Consider the following 21,259-nt stretch of genomic DNA (forward strand, 5'->3'; position numbering starts at 1 on the left):
TTTTAACTGTATTTTTAATAAATTTGCATTGAAGTATTATTTAAATGTGCTATAGCACCATCACGTGCATGCCAAACCACACTAAAAAACCCAGATAAATATACAAAAAGCATTCACTACAGAATGTAGAAAATGCTTTTTGTGCAGCTTAATTAGACTTAAATTAAGTTAGGCTGCTCAACACTGAGTTGCTCTAAATGTTGTGAGACATTGATATGGTTTGTATTCACAGCTTCGGCTGGATTTGGCGTATTGGCAAAGCCATCTAAAGTATGACCAACTGCATTAAAAACCTCTAAATGATCCAACTGATTACTCATGCTCAGTGCTGTTTTACTGGCACTTGCCTCAGGAATTAATTGAATATCAATGAGCAATTTATCACTAGATTTATCGCCATCTTTATCGACAAGCGTAAATGTAAATTCTTCTTGGGTTTTACCTACAGGACGAGTCGAAGCTGGGTTATAGCTAAAGTCACCAAACTTATCTGCTGACATATTTAATTTAAAGCTACCACCGATCTCTGTTTTCACCATCAGTACACCATTACCAGCATCTTGCCAAATATCCGCATTGCTATTGCTACTGGTGATTTGGTTTGTTGCATAGTCATAATTATAGTCATACCCATCAATCTGAATGATTAACTGACCAGCACCATCGGCACCGAAAGATGAAACAATATTGCCCACATCATCCGTACGAATAGACCCCTGAGTATCAGTAGCTTCTGGAACCAACTCAGACATAATACCGCCGAGATCAGACATATCTTTTAAAATAATAATGTCACTCGAACCATCTTTGTTGGTGCCTTTTTCGCCATCGAAAGCAATTGGTTTTAAGAAATCTGCACCCTCATCCATTTGAGGACCAATACCAATCGCAATAGATTTTATGTTTTGTTCTTTTAAGAACGCTGTCCACTTATCTTCACCGATATCGATATTTTGATTGCCTGGTTCATAATTTGATGGTGACGTTGGTTGGATACCACGTACTCCATCAGTGCCATTACCAAAGTTTGGAATACCATCACTGACAAAGAGCAAACTATTGTTCACCTTCGCGCCGTCCACACCGACAACTGGACCAGCACCTTGATTATTCAAATAACTATGAATAACCTCTTGTAAAGCCGCATCGTAATTGGTATCTACACCAATATCTGTTGGTCGAGTGCCAAAATTATATAATCCTTTCACAATTTTCTTGGCATCGTCTAATGACACCCATGTATCTGTTTGACCAGGTAGCGAAAGATGCTTGGCTAATTTTGAGAAGCCAATAATATTCACTTTCACGTCTCCATTACCTGGGGCTACACTGTCAAGTTGCTCCTGATACTTATCTAGCATCGTTTCAATCGCTTCGACAGCTGCGTTCATACGCATTTTCTCGCCACCATTTACCGGATCTGGAATACCGCTATCTCTTGCACCCATACTGCTAGAGAGATCCAGACTAATGATCACGTTCGCATAAAAAGTCGTCTCACCATCTGCAACTACAGATATTGGCGCTGCTACTGATTTATCATCTTCCACAGTAATAATGAGGTTAGCATCGCCAATATTGGTATTGATACCAAAATCAAGATCTAAACGTTCACTGTTCTCACCAACATGATCCACTGGCGCTTTAAGACCAATTTCATAAGGAATTGTGGTTTTACCATTGCTGGTCACTGGTGTACCCAAAGTAATCGACATCACTTCTTGACCGCTTGGCGTGGTTCCAACTAAGCCGCCATTTGCTGTTTGAGTCCAGTTTATTGTCTCACCACCAGAAGTGACATCCACTGTTGGCAATGTCATTAAGATATCGCTAATGTCAGCATTACTAGGGTTATCTAAACTCAATTCACCATTTACAACAGCGGCTGTTGAACCATCTCCTAAATCAGCTTCTTTGAGTATCTCGGTTAAGGTACCTGTAGGGCTTATATCTAAAGTTACGTGAGCTGGATCCGATACATTGCCAGCTTTGTCTTTGACTGTATATTCAAATGCATCAGGACCGACATAACCCTTGTTTGGGGTATAGGTCACTTCGCCTGTGATTGGATCAATGCTGACAGTACCGTTCTGAGGCTGTTTCGTGATCACCACCGTACTTGGATCTAAGTCACCATCTTTATCAGTGTCGTTTGAAGTCACATCAATAATTACGGGTGTATTTTCTTTAGTTTCAGCACTGTCATCAACTGCAACTGGATTGGCAGTGATATCAATTACCACAGTTGCAGGATCAGAAACATTCCCCGCTTTATCTTTAACTGTGTATTCAAATGCATCTGGACCAACATAGCCCTTGTTTGGGGTATAAGTTACTTCGCCTGTGATTGGATCAACGCTGACCGTACCGTTCTGAGGCTGTTTCGTGACCACCACCGTACTTGGATCTAAGTCACCATCTTTGTCGGTATCATTTGAAGTCACATCAATAATGATTGGGGTGTCTTCTTTGGTTTCAGCACTATCATCAACTGCAACTGGATTAGCGGTGATATCAATTACCACAGTCGCTGGATCAGACACATTCCCAGCTTTATCTTTGACTGTATATTCAAATGCATCTGGACCGACATAACCCTTGTTTGGGGTATAAGTCACTTCGCCTGTAATTGGATCAACACTAACAGTACCATGCTGTGGTTGTTTGCTAATCACCACCGTGCTTGGATCTAAGTCACCATCTTTGTCAGTGTCATTTGAAGTCACATCAATAATGATTGGCGTGTTTTCTTTGGTTTCGGCACTGTCATCAACTGCAACAGGATTGGCGGTGATATCAATTACCACAGTCGCTGGATCAGAGATATTGCCAGCTTTATCTTTGACTGTATATTCAAATGCATCAGGACCAACATAACCCTTGTTTGGGGTATAAGTTACTTCACCTGTGATTGGATCAACACTAACAGTACCGTTCTGAGGCTGTTTCGTGATCACTACAGTGCTTGGATCTAAGTCACCATCTTTGTCACTATCATTTGAAGTCACATCAATAATAATTGGAGTGTCTTCTTTAGTTTCAGCACTGTCATCAACTGCAACTGGATTAGCTGTGATATCAATTACCACAGTCGCTCGATCAGAAACATTGCCAGCCTTGTCTTTGACTGTATATTCAAATGCATCTGGACCAACATAACCCTTGTTTGGCGTATAAGTCACTTCGCCTGTGATTGGATCAACACTAACAGTCCCGTTCTGAGGCTGTTTCGTGATCACCACTGTACTTGGATCTAAGTCACCATCTTTGTCAGTGTCATTTGAAGTCACATCAATAATGATTGGCGTGTCTTCTTTAGTTTCAGCGCTATCATCAACTGCAACTGGATTGGCGCTTACCTCAATCACCACAGTTGCAGGATCAGACACATTCCCCGCTTTGTCTTTGACTGTATATTCAAATGTATCTGGACCGACATAACCCTTGTTTGGCGTATAAGTCACTTCGCCTGTGATTGGATCAACACTGACAGTACCATGCTGTGGTTGTTTGCTAATCACCACCGTGCTTGGATCTAAATCACCATCTTTATCAGTGTCATTTGAAGTCACATCAATAATGATTGGGGTATCTTCTTTAGTTTCAGCACTATCATCAACTGCAACTGGATTTGCACTCACTTCAACCACTACAGTCGCTGGACCAGAAACATTGCCAGCTTTGTCTTTGATGGTATATTCAAATGCATCTGGACCGACATAACCCTTGTTTGGCGTATAAGTCACTTCGCCTGTGATTGGATCAACGCTGACTGTACCATGCTGCGGTTGTTTGCTAATCACCACCGTACTTGGATCTAAGTCACCATCTTTATCGGTATCATTCGAAGTCACATCAATGATCACAGGTGTGTTTTCTTTGGTGTCAGCACTATCATCAACTGCAACTGGATTTGCACTCACTTCAACCACTACAGTTGCAGGATCAGAGATATTGCCAGCTTTGTCTTTGACGGTATATTCAAATGCATCTGGACCGACATAACCCTTGTTTGGGGTATAAGTCACTTCACCTGTAATTGGATCAACGCTGACAGTACCATGTTGTGGTTGTTTACTAATCACCACCGTACTTGGATCTAAGTCACCATCTTTGTCGGTATCATTTGAAGTCACATCAATAATGATTGGGGTGTCTTCTTTAGTTTCAGCACTGTCATCAACCGCAACTGGATTGGCTGTGATATCAATTACCACCGTCGCAGGATCAGAAACATTGCCAGCCTTGTCTTTGACTGTATATTCAAATGCATCTGGACCGACATAACCCTTGTTTGGGGTATAAGTTACTTCACCTGTGATTGGATCAACGCTGACAGTACCATGTTGTGGCTGTTTACTGATCACCACCGTGCTTGGATCTAAGTCACCATCTTTGTCAGTGACAGTACCATGTTGTGGCTGTTTACTGATCACCACCGTGCTTGGATCTAAGTCACCATCTTTGTCAGTATCGTTCGAAGTCACATCAATAATAATTGGAGTGTCTTCTTTGGTGTTAGCACTATCATCAACCGCAACCGGATTAGCGGTGATATCAACCACTACAGCTGCAGGATCAGAAACATTGCCAGCTTTGTCTTTGACTGTATATTCAAATGCATCTGGACCGACATAACCCTTGTTTGGGGTATAAGTCACTTCGCCTGTGATTGGATCAACGCTGACAGTACCATGTTGTGGTTGTTTACTAATCACCACAGTGCTTGGATCTAAGTCACCATCTTTATCAGTGTCATTTGCAGTCACATCAATAATGATTGGGATGTCTTCTTTGGTGTTAGCACTATCATCAACTGCAACTGGATTTGCGCTTACCTCAATCACCACAGTCGCTGGATCAGATACATTCCCCGCTTTGTCTTTGACTGTATATTCAAATGCATCTGGACCAACATAACCCTTGTTTGGCGTATAAGTTACTTCACCTGTGATTGGATCAATACTAACAGTACCATGCTGCGGTTGTTTGCTAATCACCACCGTACTTGGATCTAAATCACCATCTTTTACTTCACCTGTGATTGGATCAATACTAACAGTACCATGCTGCGGTTGTTTGCTAATCACCACCGTACTTGGATCTAAATCACCATCTTTATCGGTATCATTTGAAGTCACATCAATAATGATTGGCGTGTCTTCTTTAGTTTCAGCACTGTCATCAACTGCGACTGGATTTGCACTCACTTCAACCACTACAGTTGCAGGATCAGATACATTCCCCGCTTTGTCTTTGACGGTATATTCAAATGCATCTGGACCAACATAACCCTTGTTTGGGGTATAAGTTACTTCACCTGTGATTGGATCAATACTAACAGTACCATGCTGCGGTTGTTTGCTAATCACCACCGTACTTGGATCTAAATCACCATCTTTAACAGTACCATGCTGCGGTTGTTTGCTAATCACCACCGTACTTGGATCTAAATCACCATCTTTATCGGTATCATTTGAAGTCACATCAATAATGATTGGGGTGTCTTCTTTAGTTTCAGCACTATCATCAACTGCAACAGGATTGGCGGTGATATCAATTACCACAGTCGCTGGATCAGATACATTCCCAGCTTTGTCTTTGACTGTATATTCAAATGCATCAGGACCAACATAACCTTTATTTGGGGTATAAGTTACTTCACCTGTGATTGGATCAACGCTGACAGTACCATGTTGTGGCTGTTTACTGATCACCACCGTGCTTGGATCTAAGTCACCATCTTTGTCAGTGACAGTACCATGTTGTGGCTGTTTACTGATCACCACCGTGCTTGGATCTAAGTCACCATCTTTGTCAGTATCGTTCGAAGTCACATCAATAATAATTGGAGTGTCTTCTTTAGTTTCAGCACTATCATCTATAGCAACTGGATTAGCTGTAATATCAATTACCACAGTCGCTGGATCAGAAACATTCCCCGCTTTGTCTTTGACGGTGTATTCAAATGTATCTGGACCAACATAACCTTTATTTGGGGTATAAGTCACTTCACCTGTAATTGGATCAATGCTGACAGTACCATGCTGCGGTTGTTTACTGATCACCACCGTACTTGGATCTAAATCACCATCTTTGTCACTATCATTTGAAGTCACATCAATGATCACAGGTGTGTTTTCTTTGGTTTCAGCACTGTCTTTTTCTGCGATAGGAACATGCTGAGGATGTTCAATTACAGGAGATTTTTTATTGTTATCATGACCTTGACCAATAGCCACTGCCGCTATCGGAACCAAAGCCAATAGCCATAATGGATTAAAGGCCCAAAATGCTGCAACTTCTTCACCACCTAAAGCCTGACCAGCTTCAACTTGATCCGCAAGCAAACTCACGGCATCACTTTTTTCTGCACTTTCTGGGACATAAGGGTAATATTTGCCATTTTCATGCTGACCGATCAGTAAGTTAGACTCCCCTTCTGAATAGCCCAACTCACCATTTGCAGCATAATAGTTTTCAATAATCAGATCTGGCTGATCAACATCCCCACCTTCGAAACTAATCCACAAATCCTTATCATGGCGTTTAGTCGCAATATTTTCTGGCCCAAATGAAGTCTCTTTATCAGTAAACTCATAATGAACATTTGCTTTTGCAGCAATTTTTAATGGTTTACCTTGAGAACCACGACCAAACTCACCACCTTCAATATTCAAGGTATCGAGTGTTGATTTTTTAGCATTAATTTTGAGAACAATATTCTTTACAGTCACGTTTATTTCCTTAATTTCAATAATTAAGCATTAATTAATAGAATCAAAATACTAAGTTTTGAAATGAAGCGTAATTACGGCTGAGTACCATAAAGAAGGATCTCAACTCGACGATTGGGCTGATTACATGTCAAACGCGCAGTACGATTTTGAGTGTGTTTTTCAGAACAATCTGTGATCAATAAATTTGTTTTACCACGGCCTTCGGCAGCAATTAAATCAGCAGATAAACCATAATTTACCATCATATTTTTTACACTTTGCGCACGATGTGCTGACAACACTTGGTTATAACTTTCCGTACCGTCTGGATCTGTATAACCAATAACATCTATATGGCTTATCCCGGCTGTTTCACTACGAATGGCATCTGCAACATCCTTAATTTCTTGTTTACCCTGAGTTAACATATTTGCTTCATCTGATTTATCAAACTGAAACAAAGCGCCAGCTTGTAATGTAAATTTCTTCAACATTTTAACGGTAGGCTTACACTTTAAATCGCGATCAACACGTGGCAAGGTGTGGACTTGTTCTTTTAAATGCTGCTGAGCTTTTTTAATTTCATCCTCATTCATTGCTAAGAAATAAGTCTGCCCATTCTGATCCAGACTCACACGTAAATAGGTCGTTTTTTCGAGAGGTAAATTATAGTATTGCCCGCCTTTTTCTTTGCTTGCATAGCGATCTTTGACATCCGTTTCAATTGCAACCAACTTTTGGTTATCAGGACAAACTTCAAGCTCTTTATAAGCATTGGGTAACAATGAAGCCAAATATTCTCCACCTACAAAAATATTTACCGCTTTTCCCTCAATTTTCTCATCACGAACGAAAACAACATTTGCTTTATTCTTATTTACTTTTTCATTGATTTTTTGATTTTCAAAGTTATGCCACTTTTCAACAGCCGTACCATTACTACCACCTTTTACAGCACATCCAGACAAGATTGAGCTGAGGAGTAGTGTTGTGACCAACAAGCCTTTATTTGTGACCATCATTAAAATTTGTTCCTTACAGAATTTAAAAGTAAAAAACCTCTATAACGAAACGTTTAAGCTTCGTAGAGGTTGCACATAAAAACCTTTTAGACAGCGAGACCAATATTTTAAATTTCAGTAAGGCTGCTTAAAAACACGTTTTTTCGTGACATATTTCACGGTTTAATATTTAAGGTACGCAAAAATAATGAATTAGGATTAATACGTCAAATGATAAAAATTTGCTTTTGGGTTAAAATAATTCATCTGAAAAAACATAAGGTTAAATATTGATCTTTAAATATATTTTGATTTAGATAGCAGTATCTATTTTAAAATTTTTATTTAATATTTCACATGAATTATAAAATATATGACAGCGAGCAATAAAGTGATGAACTTAGATAAGTCATTAACAGGTTTTCAATTATCTAAACTTCATACATTTGAAGTAGCTGCAAGGCATGAGTCTTTTTCATTAGCGGCAAAAGAGTTATGTTTAACGCCAAGTGCTGTTAGCCACCAAATCAATTTATTAGAGAAAGAACTCAATATAAAACTTTTTTTACGCTTACACCGTAAAGTTGAACTCACTGCTGAAGGTAAGCACATTTTTTGGGCATTGCAATCGTCTTTAGACCATCTCAATACTGAAATTAAGGCCATCCAAAATCAAACTTTATCTGGGCCACTCACGATTTATGCTAGGCCATCGATTACACAAAATTGGTTGGTTCCCAAACTATCTGACTTTATACAGCGCTATCCTTTTATTGAATTATCAATTTTGACTGGCAATGAAAATGTTAATTTACAACGAGAAGGGATAGATTTAGCGCTTTATTTTGATAATCAACCCTGCCCGCAATTGAATTATCAATACTTAATGGATGAACATATTTTACCTGTATGTAGTCCTGAGTATGCTAAAAAATTCAACCTTGTAGACAATTGGGAGAATTTAAACCAGTGTACTTTACTTCACGACAGTCATGCATGGTGTAATAAGACAGGAACGGGTGAATGGGACAGTTGGGCCGCACATTTTAATATCAATATTGATACCCCTTCAGCGCTTTACTTCAATCGCTCAGATCTCGCCTCAATTGCTGCCAAAAATAACCTTGGAGTGACAATGGGAAGAAAACGATTGGTTGAAAAAGCCATTAAAAATGGCGAACTAATCACACCATTCCCCGATCAGTTTTTACTCTGCGAGCAACATTACTATATCACTTCATTGAAAGATCGCCACTGGCCAAAAATTGAGGCCTTTAGTCTATGGCTCAAAAATCAAACCATGAGTCACGACTAAAATGACTGGCCGATAAAATCATGATCAAATCAATGTTGTACTCATTTATAAATCGAGTACCTTCTGCTTTTAAATGGTTTTATATTCACATACTTAAAAATCGTCAGAAAGATATCGTTGATCCACTCTGACGAAACATAGATTTTTTATACAAATTCTTTTCACCATTAGACTAAATTAAAAAAACGGTTCTTTAAATCAAAGAACCGTTTAGTAATACAGAAACCTTAGAACTTAAAGCTATAATCTATATTTAAACGAGTTTCATTGGCTGAGTGAAAGACCATATTGGTTGGCATATCATTTCGGTAATGAGAAAAACGTGCTCGCATGCCTAAGCCTTTCAACTTCCCTTCTGGGATTTTATAAGCTAAATCCAGCTCCATCGATTCTTCTTTAAATCGTTTATCGCCATAACTAAGTAAATCAATATCTTGCCCTTTGGCATAGCGGGTCATAAAACGCAGTCCATTAAGAGAAATATCAGCTAATTTTACATTTTTAAAATCATATTCATAACGCAGTGAATAGACTTTCTCATCTTTATTGGAATAATCCGAGCTCATAAAATCAAGCACCACAGGACTTTCTGTTCCCGATAAAAATGGCAAACCTGTCGAACCAAAAGCCTGCATATAACCCAAAGACAAGGTATGGTTTTGATAATTTAAACCAAATAATCCACTTAAATGCTGGTTATCTACATGACCAATTTTTTGTCTACCTGCCTCCTGACTATTGAAAAATCGTACATCGCTTAAAAAAGTTAACTGTTCATTTAAAGGCTGTTTGCCATTGAAACCCAAGAATTGCTGTTGGTAGATATCGTGCAGTTCAGCCTGATAAGCACGTATTCGATACGCATCATCGAGTTGATAAGCACCACCAAAACTATAGAAGTAATCTGTTGTTGCTGATTGATCAAAACGGCGATTGATATTGTCAATACCAACATCACTATAATGGATCGAATCACGTTGTCGCACTTGGTCTACATAAAAGCCTTCCAATTGTAACTTTGTAATTTCATTGGAAACAAACCGAGCACCTCGATAAGTTTGAGGAAACAAACGCGCAGGTGAAGAAAAAATCGTGGGCAATCGTGGAACCAAATCCCCCACAAAAAGCTCATTTTTTTTAAATTTTGCTTTGGCAGTCAGTCCTATTTTCCCATAATAATCATCTCGTGAATTATCTGCATTTACAGGTAATAAGTTACTCCGTGCATAGTCATCGGCTCGATCTCCAATTAAGTTAAATCCAGCCATTGCCAATACATCAACACCAAAACCAACTGTTCCATCGGTATAGCCCGATTGACCATTAAAGATAATACCTTGTGCCCAATCGCGCGCAGCAGTATAAGGATATGGATCTTGTTTATAGTCTCGGTCAAAGTAAAAATTTCTAAGCGTTAGCTCTGCACTGCTGTCTGTCACTAAATCGGCATGCGCCAGAACACTAAATAATGGGCAAAAGTATACCCACACCCACAAGGATGTTTTTTTCATTTTTTTATCTCAACTATTTAATTTTTAGAGGATTAAGTTGTTGTTTTAAGCGTATAGGCTGCTTCATTTTTATGTCGATAAAATGCATTACCTAACATTAAAATAAGTACAATTGCCAAAATAAATACCACCCCGTAATATGCATAAAGTGTGGCTGGCGCTAAACCTTTATCTAAAAAAACGCCTGCAATTGTTGGTGATAAAATGGCACCAATACGGCCAAAACCGATGGCATAGCCTACGCCACGGCTACGAATATCGGCATCGTAAATTGTAGGTGAAATAGAATATAAACCTGCAATACAGCCATTAATCAGCGTTCCAAGTAATAGGCCAACTATCAATGCCACGCTCACTTGGGCCGAGACAGCCACGAATAAAAACACACATGCGGCAGTTAGTCCTAGAAATAGACTTAAGGCATAGAAGATTTTGATACGGGATGCTAGCAAACCAATAATTGCTGCACCAAAGATCCCGCCAATACTAATTAAAATACCTGTGGTAACCCCTTGTTCAGCCGACATTCCCATTGAAATTAAAATTTTCGGTGTCCAACTCATTACAAAATAGAAGCCAAACATTACGAGAAAGAAAGCACCCCATAGACACAATGTTTGAAAGCCCTGTTGCCCACCAAATAATTTAGCAAAATCTCCGCCACCCTTTGCATCACTTTTTGCATAATCAGGTAAGGCGTCCAGATGATTTAAGCCCATACGCTGTAACACTGAGTTCATTCGCGCTAACGCTTGTTGCGGTCTTTTTGCCAACAAATAATCTAAGGACTCAGGCAATAACCATATACTCACCAACAGCATTGCAATAGTTGTGATCCCACCTGCAAGAAAAATCGAGCGCCAGCCTAAATGTTCAATCAGTGTCAGTGACAATATCCCACCAAGTGTGGCACCAATCCCATACCCTGTAGACATTAAACTTACCGCGAAACTTCTCCAGCGCGTATTGGCATATTCACTAGCCAAAACATTGCTACTGGCAAGAATACCGCCAACCCCAATCCCTGTGACAAAACGGAGGACTGCCAACATGCTATGACTATTCACAAAAGCGCATGCCAGCATGCTGATTCCAGCAATCACCAAACAAATTAAGATCAGTAAACGGCGACCTATTTTATCAGCAAGTGGTGCCAGAAAAATCGAACCAGCAGCCATACCAAATAGACCAGCACTTAATAACAAACCGATTTGAGCACCAGAAAGCGACCAATCCGCTGAAACTGAAGGTGCGGTAAATGCCATAACCATGACATCAAAACCATCAATAATATTGAGGAAAACACAAATCAAAATCACGAACCATTGATATCGGCTCATTTTATTTTGACTTATCTCACGAAGAACATCTCTTTCCATTTGTGTATCTCCCAATTTGGATCAGATACACACACGACATTACTGAGCTGCGTCGCTGGGTGGTTATGCATATCCGTATCCATAATTACCTAGAGGAATAATTTAATTTTTAAAACTCGTTTTTGAACAAGAATATTTTTTTGGAGCGTCCTGCTCTATTTCATCTTGATTAATTGGATCCAAAAAATCAATAGCATTATTAAAAAATATTTTAAAAATAAGATTAAAAGTCAAAAAAACACATGATTTAACTCAATATATTTAAATTAAAAGAATGAAAAACGGATATACGTATTTGAAAATTACACAAAAATGGATCCATTTTATTCATTTAACCCCGTCTAAGTAAGTGACCTTATTGAGGATATTAAAAAGCCCACCCCCTTATTTTTAAATATTTCAGTTTTCGCAACGAGAAAAGCATTCAACAAAAAATACAAACTGGATCCAAAATATAAATAAAAGTACAAATAACCACATAAATCTCGTAGAGATATTTTTTAAATGAAAACAGCAAAATGTCGATAAAAACAAAATAACTAAGCCTAAATCAAAGAATTTAATGATCAAAAATGATCATTTTATGGATTGACCGTTTACTTGTGTTGATATAAATTGGATCCAATAAGTGATAAGGAGTCATCACAAATGTTTATAAAAAATGCATGGTATGTTGCTTGCTATCCTGAAGATATCCAAGAAAAGCCGCTTGGTCGCACCATCTGTGGTGAAAAAATTGTTTTCTATCGCGGTAAAGAAAATAAAGTCGCTGCTGTTGAAGATTTTTGTCCACATCGTGGCGCCCCATTATCATTAGGCTATGTAGAAGATGGCAATTTAGTTTGTGGTTATCATGGTTTAGTCATGGGATGCGAAGGAAAAACCATTTCTATGCCAGCTCAACGCGTAAACGGTTTCCCCTGCAATAAGAGCTATGCTGCTGTAGAAAAGTTTGGTTTTATTTGGGTTTGGCCTGGTGATCAAGCTTTGGCTGATGAGTCCAAACTCCCAACACTAGAATGGGCAGATCATCCTGAGTGGAGCTATGGCGGTGGTTTATTCCATATCCATTGTGATTATCGTTTGATGGTTGACAACCTTATGGATCTGACCCATGAAACCTATGTTCATTCGAGCAGTATTGGGCAAAAAGAAATTGATGAAGCCCTTCCTATCACCAAGGTCGATGATGATCATGTCATTACTGAACGTTATATCGAAAATGTCATCGCTCCCCCATTTTGGCAAATGGCACTTCGTTGTAATAATTTAGCAGATGATGTTGCTGTAGATCGTTGGCAACGCTGCCACTTCGTTGCTCCAAGTAACGTACATATTGAAGTGGGTGTCGCTCATGCTGGACATGGCGGATATCATGCCCCCAAAGATAAAAAAGTGTCATCGATCGTGGTTGATTTTATTAGCCCTGAAACAGAAACCTCACATTGGTATTTTTGGGGAATGGCACGTAATTTTCAACAAGATAACCCGACCCTCACCGATCTCATCCGCGAAGGTCAAGGCAAAATCTTTACCGAAGATTTAGAAATGTTGGAACAGCAGCAACAAAATATTTTGCGAAATCCCCATCGCCAGTTACTGATGCTAAATATCGATGCTGGTGGCGTACAGTCACGTAAAGTGATTGACCGATTACTGGCACAAGAAAGTACGCTCACCCCTGAAACAACAAAACATAAGTTTCCAAATATTCGGGTGATTTAAAGGAGAATAAACATGGACGTTGTTATTGATAAAATTCATCAACTTACTCCATCAATTCGAGCATTTGAATTGATTTCAAGCAATGGTTCTGCCCTTCCAAGCTTTGAGGCAGGTGCACATATTGATGTACATCTCAAAAATGGCTTAACGCGTCAATACTCACTTTCAAACTGTTGTCGTGAAAAACATCGTTATGTGATTGGTGTTTTGCATGATGAGCATTCCAGAGGTGGTTCTCGTTGTATGCATACCGAGTACCGTGAAGGTGATCAATTACGTATTGGCACACCACGTAATTTATTTGAAATTCATCCTCATACCCAAAAGGCAATCTTATTTGCAGGCGGTATCGGTATTACCCCGATTCTTTCAATGGCTTATCGACTTAAATCCCAGCGGATCCCATTTGAATTGCATTATTTTGTACGTAGTCATGAAATGATTGCCTTCTATGGAAATTTAACCGAACACTTTACAGGTCAGATTCATTTTCATATTCAAGATCAACCAGAAACTCAATGTGATATGTCATCAGTCTTGGAGCAGAACGCATCCGATAAACATTTATATGTTTGTGGGCCAGCAGGTTTTATGGCATTTGTGATGGAGTCAGCTCAACACATGGGCTGGCAGACAGAGCAGCTACATCAAGAACACTTTGTCGCACAAAAGTCAGAGACATCTAACAATGCAGCTTTTACCATTGAAATCAAAGGCACTGACCGTCGAATTGAAGTACAGCCTCATCAAACAGCAACCCAAGCCTTAATTGAAAACGGCTTTGATGTCCCTATTTCTTGTGAGCAAGGTATTTGCGGAACCTGTATCACGCGTGTGCTTGCAGGAATTCCAGATCACCGTGATGTATTTATGACTGACGAAGAACATGCATTAAATAACCAGTTTACCCCCTGCTGTTCCCGAGCAAAATCTACAAGTTTGCTGATTGAATTCTAATGAAAAACAACCCTTTGATTCGATTAAAAGAGCTGCTTAGGGTCTGTTGATATTTCATTTCGGTTTTATTGAGACAACACATTTCTTAAGGTCTCGCCCAAAACCACAACACTGCTATGCTCACGCATCAATGTTTCAGCACGCCCGGCTTGTCTATGTATTAAGGCATCGTAAATTGAACAATGCTGTAGATGGGCATAATGTAAACGACGATATTCTGAAAGTGCCTGAGTTTGGTCATAAGTAATGGCTTGGGCCGAGGCCATGGGCAATTGATTGTTTTTGGCTAAGGCTTGGATCAGCGCAACATTTTGTGCACCTTGAATAATGGTATCGTGAAAAATCACATTAAAGTGATGATAACGTTCCAGTTCATGATCACCAAACTCAGTTTTTCCATCAAAAAGTTTTTCTGTTTCGACAATGCAATTTTGTAGTGTTTTTTTCTGCTCTTCTGTCAAACCTTGTTCTGCAATGGTTTTAGCTGCCAGTCCTTCAAGGATACCTCGTACTTCAAGTGCATCATTGACCAGCTTTTCTGAAATTTCTCGAACCGTATAACCTCGAGTCGGATTTTTAATCAGTAAGCCTTCTTGCTCAAGCAAACGAAATGCCATACGCACAGGCTGTCTGGACACCCCAAGCAACTCAGCCGTTGGGATCTCTGCTACTCTGGCACCGCCCTCTAGCTCTCCAGCAATAATCATTTTTCTAAGTTTAATTAAAACTTGTTGACCTGAAGACATTCACTGTCACACGCTATCAAAAATACCCTTTGATGCTAACAAGTTCATCTATAAAATGAAAACAAATTTTCGATTTGAATCTATTTGGTTTGAAGCTAATGTTTTGGTTTACGAAGTTACATTACAGGCATAAAACCTATTTAGTATTAAACTCAACCTTAACTATAACTATTGATCCCCTCTCAATTGATGCAGTTCTTTGATAAAAAAGCAACACGTGTGCTTTTTTATCAAATCTTTGACATATCAATTACGTAGGAGAATAATTCTATTAGTCAACAGCGATGATTGCAGGCTCGCTAGAATTATAATCAATATAGTGCCATCCATTTAAAACGGTTGAACAACTATAGTCATCACCACTTAAATCATAAAATGTAAATCCCCAACCTTTTGTATTACGAAATTGTATGCGGCATTGATATATCTTACTGATACCGCCTATTACATTCCCTTCAGCAATACCTAATGCTTTTGCGCAATCCGATGTATAACCTGGTTTTACATTGACTTCCCATTTCAACTCACAACGGCTTCCTTCAACTTTATCAATTTGCTTTTTATTCAATGTATTTGTCACTAGTTCTAAGCTATATCCTGCAGATTTTGGATAGCCAACCTCATAGCTTTTACCCTCATTATTTTTAAGGGAAACCACAATGTACTCTTCATTTTGATCAATACTTAAAATATTTAAATTAGTCATTTTAATTACTCTTTGAGTTATGGAGTAAATAAATTATTATTTTCCAATTGGTAAAAAAATACCCAATTCTTGGTATTTTCTCATTCTTAAGTATTTATTTTTATAAAATAATTTGTAACATCCAGAACCATTTGTTTTTTAAATCTCAAAATTCCAGTATTTTTTATCGCATTATTTATGAACAATCACACTACTTTTTTCTAATCTTAGTATCCTTTTCTTAACTATATCTTTTCATTGTTTATCAAAAAGTTGCTTAAAATACTTTTAAAAAAAACTTTAAATAAAACCATATCATTTTAAATTTAGCTTAATCATAAACATGAAGATCAAGCTTTTTATTTTGCGTTTAATTTGGTTAGCAACAAAAAAGTCACCTATATTTAATTAAGATTTAAAAACCTTGCTCAAAATAGGTAACTTTCTATTTTTCAAAATTAATGACTAACCAAGTCTGAACGACTACCCTGCATCTCATTAAATGTTTTAATTTCATAAGGTAAACCCACATAGTTTTCAGCCAATGTGGTTAAACCCGCATGTGAATCTAAAATATAACTCAATTCAGCCTGCTTAATTTTATGATCAAACTCACTTTCCGTTTCAAAATGATGTAATAAATGCGTCATCCACCATGAAAAACGTTCTGCTTTCCACACACGTTTTAAGCATTTTTCAGAATATTCCTCGATGCCTTGTTCTGAACCATTGAGATAAAATTCAATTAAGGCATTTGACAAATAAGCGATATCAGATGCAGCTAAATTTAAACCTTTTGCCCCAGTCGGTGGAACGATATGTGCCGCATCTCCTGCTAAAAATAGTTTCCCAAATCGCATTGGCTCTGTCACAAAACTGCGTAAAGGTGCAATACTTTTTTCAATTGAAGTGCCTGTAACCAAATTTTTACGACTTTCTTCATCAAGGCGATTTTTTAACTCATCCCAAAATCGTTGGTCAGACCACTCATCAACGTGATCCGTCACTGGAACTTGCAAATAATATCGGCTACGGGTTTTTGAACGCATACTACATAAAGCAAAACCACGTTCTGACTGCACATAGATCAATTCATCTGAAACAGGTGGAACATCTGCAAGTACACCTAACCAGCCAAATGGATAAATTTTTTCAAAAGTTTTGATTTTATCTTGAGGCACACTTGCACGACAGACTCCATGATAACCATCACAGCCTGCAATAAAATCACATCTAAGCTGGTACGATTGACCATTTTGCTGAAAGCTAACATAAGGGTTTTGCTCAAAATCATGAATTTGCACATTCTCTGCTTCGTAGTAAGTGCACAAACCAGCCGCTTCACGTGCATGCATTAAATCTTTTGTGACTTCCGTTTGTCCGTAAACCGTAACTTGCTTTCCCTGAGTTAACTCAGATAAATCCACACGATGCTTTAAGCCATTGGTTAAAATTTCAATACCATCATGCGCTAAGCCAAACTTGTTTAGATTTTCATCCACACCCGCTTGCTTCAATAAATCAACCGATACTTGTTCAAGTATCCCTGCTCGAATACGTGCAGCTACATATTCAGCACTGCGTTGCTCAATGATCACGTGCGAGATACCTGCTTTAAACAACAGTTGTCCAAGCAATAGCCCAGCTGGGCCTGAACCAATAATCGCCACTTGCGTGGTTAAATTTTCCATAACATTTTCTCCATATCCTGACCATTAAATTAATTTTTTTGATCTCTTTTTGATATGGTGAAAACTGGATAATCGCCGTATAGTGGCAACAATGACCGTATATCGGCCATAAAATTATAATCAGGAATGGATGAACGATGAGATACGATTTAATTGAGAACGAGGTTTCAGGTGAAACCATTAAGCAAGACGATTACATCGCTGGACTCGCCAAAGGACTGAGTTTGCTTGAAGCCTTTGGAGTTGATCGTCAAAAACTCAATTCGACTCAAATTGCGGAGCGCACAGGATTGAGCCGTACAGCGGCACGAAGATATTTACGCACTTTAAAATATTTAGGTTATTTAGAAACTGATGATCACTACTTTTGGTTAACTCACAAAGTATTACGCTTATCGAGCTCCTATTTAAGCTCTGCACATCTGCCTAAAGTTGTGCAACCTATTCTCAATCTGTTAAGCGCACAAACCAGTCTGACTTTTTCACTGGTGGTTTTAGATGAACATGAAGTCGTTCCAATTGCCCGAAGCTACCTACCTCAACACGATAATTTACGCCTCAGTCCTTATGGGATGCATTTGGGCAATCGTTTGCCTGCACATGCAACCTCAACAGGCAAGGTTTTATTGGCAGCATTAAATTTAGAAGAACAAAAACACTGGGTAAATAAATATAGTTTGAAGCGCCTCACCGCTTATACCATTCAAGATGAAGTCCAGTTTTATCAAGTATTGGCAGAGATTCAAAAACAAGATTATTGTCTATCAAAAGAACAACATGAATTAGGGGTTATTGCGATTGCAGTCCCAGTATTAAATGCACAAGGCAAAGCCGTCGCTGCATTAAACTGTATTGCACAAACACATCGTGTCACTGAAGAACAGCTGATTCAGCAAGTTTTGCCTTTACTGAGAAATACAGCCTATGAGTTAAGGAGTATGGTTTAAAACACGCTGAATAAATTTTAATGGGAGCCAATCTTTCAGCCGACATATCAATAGAACTCAAATATTTTTTTAGTCTGTAAGTATGCTTGTACAAAGCAACATAAATTTATAAAACATATAGATCCATATTGATTTTTACCACCAACTTAAAAGATAATAATTATTATTCGCATATTTATAAAAATCAATTTTATGATCCAATCTATTCTTATTCAGCCAATAGCAAATCGTGTACTCAGCTCTATAACTTTGGTCAGTTATAAAAATACAAACAGATGCTGCAAAACACCTGTTCCTGCTAAAAGCACTATCAGCCAACAATTAAACCTGAACTGAATTTAATCTCATTTTTCTGTAAATCATCAGTACCCATACTTGAGCAATCAATAAGTTTACTCGACTGGGGTAATCACATCACTGTTATCGAATAGGTCATTTTTCATGTTGAAGAAAACTTCTCTCTATTTGGCGCTAGGCATGTTGATCATGCAAATTTCAATACATACTTTTGCAGATAACAGCATTCGTATTGGAGAAACACAAAACATATCTTCCGCTATTTTAAATGAAAAAAGACCAATCCAGATCTATCTCCCTGCTACATATGGCAAATATCCCAAGCAAAAATATCCTGTGATTTATCTATTAGATAGCGAAAGTAACTTTCATTATTTGACAGGAATTGTCGAAAAATTATCGAAGTCACCTTACCCTTCGATTCCTGAAATGGTCATTGTGGGCATCGTCAATACAGATCGTGCCCGAGACTTAACCCCAACCAAGCAAAAGCCTGAAATTAATGAAGAACGACTGATTGAAGGTCAAACTGGCGGAAATGTCGCATTTTTTAAATTTTTAGAATCAGAGCTCATGCCTGATATTGAGAAAAAATATCGTACTAATGGGTTAAATATATTGATTGGTCATTCTTTTGGAGGTATTACCGCACTCAATCATATGCTCAATGGTCAACAAAATATCCAAGCCTATATTGTCCATGACCCTAGTATTTGGTGGGATGATGAGATCATGCTGAAACGTTTTAAGGAAGCGAACAATCAAGATTTTCAGCATAAAACTTTATTTTTAACCCAAGTTGGTGCCAGTGAAAATACAGACAGTTTAGACAACCATTACAAGGGTATCAAAAAGTTCAATCAATATTTAAGTCAACAGCCTTTTACTCAACTGAACTATAAATATGTCCAGTATGAGGGTGAAGATCACGGTACTGTACCAATCAAAGGTAATCTTGATGGTTTGCGTTATATTTTTGAAGGTATGCGAGTCAATATTAAAGCGATCCCAGAAAATCCCAATCTTATAAAAGAACATTATGCTCAATTAAGTCAAAATTTAGGTTTTGAGATACAACCCAGTGAGGCTTACTTAGATCGTGTTTTAGACTATTTAAAGCGTTCAAACAATCCAAAAGTGATACAACAATTTCAGGACTATATCCTTTCGATCTATCCTCAATGGCGTGTTAAAACATCATCATAAATGTTGTTTTATATAAATATACCCATCACTTTTTGGTAGATCTCAATGCTGCTATCACCCACCATTGCTTTGTATATTCCAAGTTTGATTCTTCAGCGAATTCAAATCCGTCGCAGATGCCTTGCTGGTTAATCCAGTGTTTACATCATTGACCTGACTATTCAAGCTATTGAAATCCGACTGTGACACTTTCGTCGCCAGCCCTGTGCTTGAATCATTCACTTGGTTATTTAAGCTATCAAAATCAACCTGTGATACCTTAGTGACCAACCCCGTAGAGGTATTATTAACTTGATCATCAAGGGTATTTAAATCATTTTTTGTTTGATTTAAATCAGTATTTACTATTGTTAATGAAACACCATTTGCAACTACATCTCCAGTTGCAGTTAAACTACCATTTACATTTAAACTCTCGTTAATATCTTGCGCTAAAATAGCATTTGAATTAACAATAAATAATAAAAACATCGAACCTTTCACAATTTTATTAATTTTCGATTTCTTATTACCTTTTACAATTTCAGAAACTACAACCCAGCTCCCTATTGCAGTATTCCAGACCAATTTATACACTTTATTCATGATATATATACCTAAATTTATAATGATGTTTTGATTTATTAATTACTTTTCAAATAAAATGCACAATATATTTATATTTTTCTATACTGTTTACCAAACGATACACTTTGCTAACACCAGAAAAACAAATATCCAATATTAAAATAAATAATATATTATTTTCAATAATTTATGATAAAACAACCATCGATACAAACACCTTAAAAATACAAAAGAATTTGTTTATATTTATTAAATTTATTTTTTAAATAAATTAACTTTTAATAAAAAATTACCAATCAACATAGTTACATTAGAAATAAATAAGAAATTCAAGCACAAAATAAAGGTTAGAATTTTTATTCAGTTAAGTAAAATTTAATATTCTATATATTTTTCATATTATTAAAATGAATAAAAAAACAATGAAATAATATATTTTAAATATGAGTGTTTTACACAACCTCGATTGATATAGTATTTTCCATTTAACGTAAAAAAATGAACATTCTATTC

General features: G+C 37.7%; 13 protein-coding genes. 5 read left to right on the plus strand and 8 right to left on the minus strand.

Annotated elements, in window-relative coordinates:
- Positions 1 to 158: 158 nt before the first annotated feature.
- Both ASC84_RS07795 and ASC84_RS07800 read right to left on the minus strand, forming a co-directional pair.
- Entirely contained in the window at positions 159 to 6,737 is a 6,579-nt protein-coding gene (locus ASC84_RS07795) for an Ig-like domain-containing protein (RefSeq protein WP_056513321.1), read from the minus strand.
- 74 nt (positions 6,738 to 6,811) lie between these two features.
- Complete coding sequence (locus ASC84_RS07800) at positions 6,812 to 7,741, minus strand: OmpA family protein (protein ID WP_056513323.1); 930 nt, start codon at positions 7,739 to 7,741, stop codon at positions 6,812 to 6,814.
- A gap of 370 nt (positions 7,742 to 8,111) precedes the next feature.
- On the opposite strand from ASC84_RS07800, the gene dsdC reads away from it, so the two are divergent.
- Positions 8,112 to 9,035 (plus strand): DNA-binding transcriptional regulator DsdC, encoded by a 924-nt coding sequence (gene dsdC, locus ASC84_RS07805; RefSeq protein ID WP_056513518.1) that lies wholly within the window; start codon positions 8,112 to 8,114, stop codon positions 9,033 to 9,035.
- A gap of 227 nt (positions 9,036 to 9,262) precedes the next feature.
- On the opposite strand, the gene ASC84_RS07810 is transcribed toward dsdC, so the two are convergent.
- Together ASC84_RS07810 and ASC84_RS07815 are read right to left on the minus strand one after the other, a co-directional pair.
- On the minus strand, positions 9,263 to 10,546 hold the full coding sequence (locus tag ASC84_RS07810) for an OprD family outer membrane porin (RefSeq protein ID WP_056513326.1): 1,284 nt from the start codon (positions 10,544 to 10,546) through the stop codon (positions 9,263 to 9,265).
- A 32-nt stretch (positions 10,547 to 10,578) separates the two neighbouring features.
- Positions 10,579 to 11,925, minus strand: coding sequence for an MFS transporter (locus ASC84_RS07815; RefSeq protein ID WP_056513328.1), 1,347 nt, complete (start codon positions 11,923 to 11,925; stop codon positions 10,579 to 10,581).
- Positions 11,926 to 12,573: 648 nt separating this feature from the next.
- Between ASC84_RS07815 and ASC84_RS07820 the strand changes: the two genes are divergently transcribed.
- Both ASC84_RS07820 and ASC84_RS07825 read left to right on the plus strand, forming a co-directional pair.
- Positions 12,574 to 13,650, plus strand: a complete 1,077-nt coding sequence (locus ASC84_RS07820) for an aromatic ring-hydroxylating dioxygenase subunit alpha (RefSeq protein WP_056513331.1) — start codon at positions 12,574 to 12,576, stop codon at positions 13,648 to 13,650.
- A 12-nt stretch (positions 13,651 to 13,662) separates the two neighbouring features.
- Positions 13,663 to 14,607 carry a PDR/VanB family oxidoreductase gene (locus tag ASC84_RS07825; RefSeq protein ID WP_056513334.1) on the plus strand — a complete coding sequence of 315 codons (945 nt, stop codon included), beginning with the start codon at positions 13,663 to 13,665 and terminating at the stop codon, positions 14,605 to 14,607.
- A 65-nt stretch (positions 14,608 to 14,672) separates the two neighbouring features.
- On the opposite strand, the gene ASC84_RS07830 is transcribed toward ASC84_RS07825, so the two are convergent.
- The 3 genes from ASC84_RS07830 to pobA all read right to left on the minus strand — a co-directional run bounded on the left by ASC84_RS07830 (position 14,673) and on the right by pobA (position 17,729).
- On the minus strand, positions 14,673 to 15,353 hold the full coding sequence (locus ASC84_RS07830) for a GntR family transcriptional regulator (protein ID WP_056513336.1): 681 nt from the start codon (positions 15,351 to 15,353) through the stop codon (positions 14,673 to 14,675).
- A gap of 271 nt (positions 15,354 to 15,624) precedes the next feature.
- Complete coding sequence (locus ASC84_RS07835) at positions 15,625 to 16,059, minus strand: hypothetical protein (protein WP_056513339.1); 435 nt, start codon at positions 16,057 to 16,059, stop codon at positions 15,625 to 15,627.
- 437 nt (positions 16,060 to 16,496) lie between these two features.
- A complete protein-coding gene (gene pobA, locus ASC84_RS07840; RefSeq protein WP_056513342.1) occupies positions 16,497 to 17,729 on the minus strand; it encodes a 4-hydroxybenzoate 3-monooxygenase in 1,233 nt (410 codons plus the stop codon).
- Between the two features lie 137 nt (positions 17,730 to 17,866).
- Between pobA and ASC84_RS07845 the strand changes: the two genes are divergently transcribed.
- Together ASC84_RS07845 and ASC84_RS07850 are read left to right on the plus strand one after the other, a co-directional pair.
- On the plus strand, positions 17,867 to 18,676 hold the full coding sequence (locus ASC84_RS07845; protein ID WP_056513343.1) for an IclR family transcriptional regulator C-terminal domain-containing protein: 810 nt from the start codon (positions 17,867 to 17,869) through the stop codon (positions 18,674 to 18,676).
- A 441-nt stretch (positions 18,677 to 19,117) separates the two neighbouring features.
- A complete protein-coding gene (locus ASC84_RS07850; protein ID WP_056513346.1) occupies positions 19,118 to 20,179 on the plus strand; it encodes an alpha/beta hydrolase in 1,062 nt (353 codons plus the stop codon).
- A gap of 54 nt (positions 20,180 to 20,233) precedes the next feature.
- Here ASC84_RS07850 and ASC84_RS07855 read toward each other — a convergent pair whose 3' ends face one another.
- Entirely contained in the window at positions 20,234 to 20,764 is a 531-nt protein-coding gene (locus tag ASC84_RS07855; protein ID WP_056513349.1) for an ESPR domain-containing protein, read from the minus strand.
- Positions 20,765 to 21,259: the final 495 nt, after the last annotated feature.

It is taken from the genome of Acinetobacter sp. Root1280 (assembly GCF_001425285.1).
GTDB lineage: Bacteria > Pseudomonadota > Gammaproteobacteria > Pseudomonadales > Moraxellaceae > Acinetobacter > Acinetobacter guillouiae.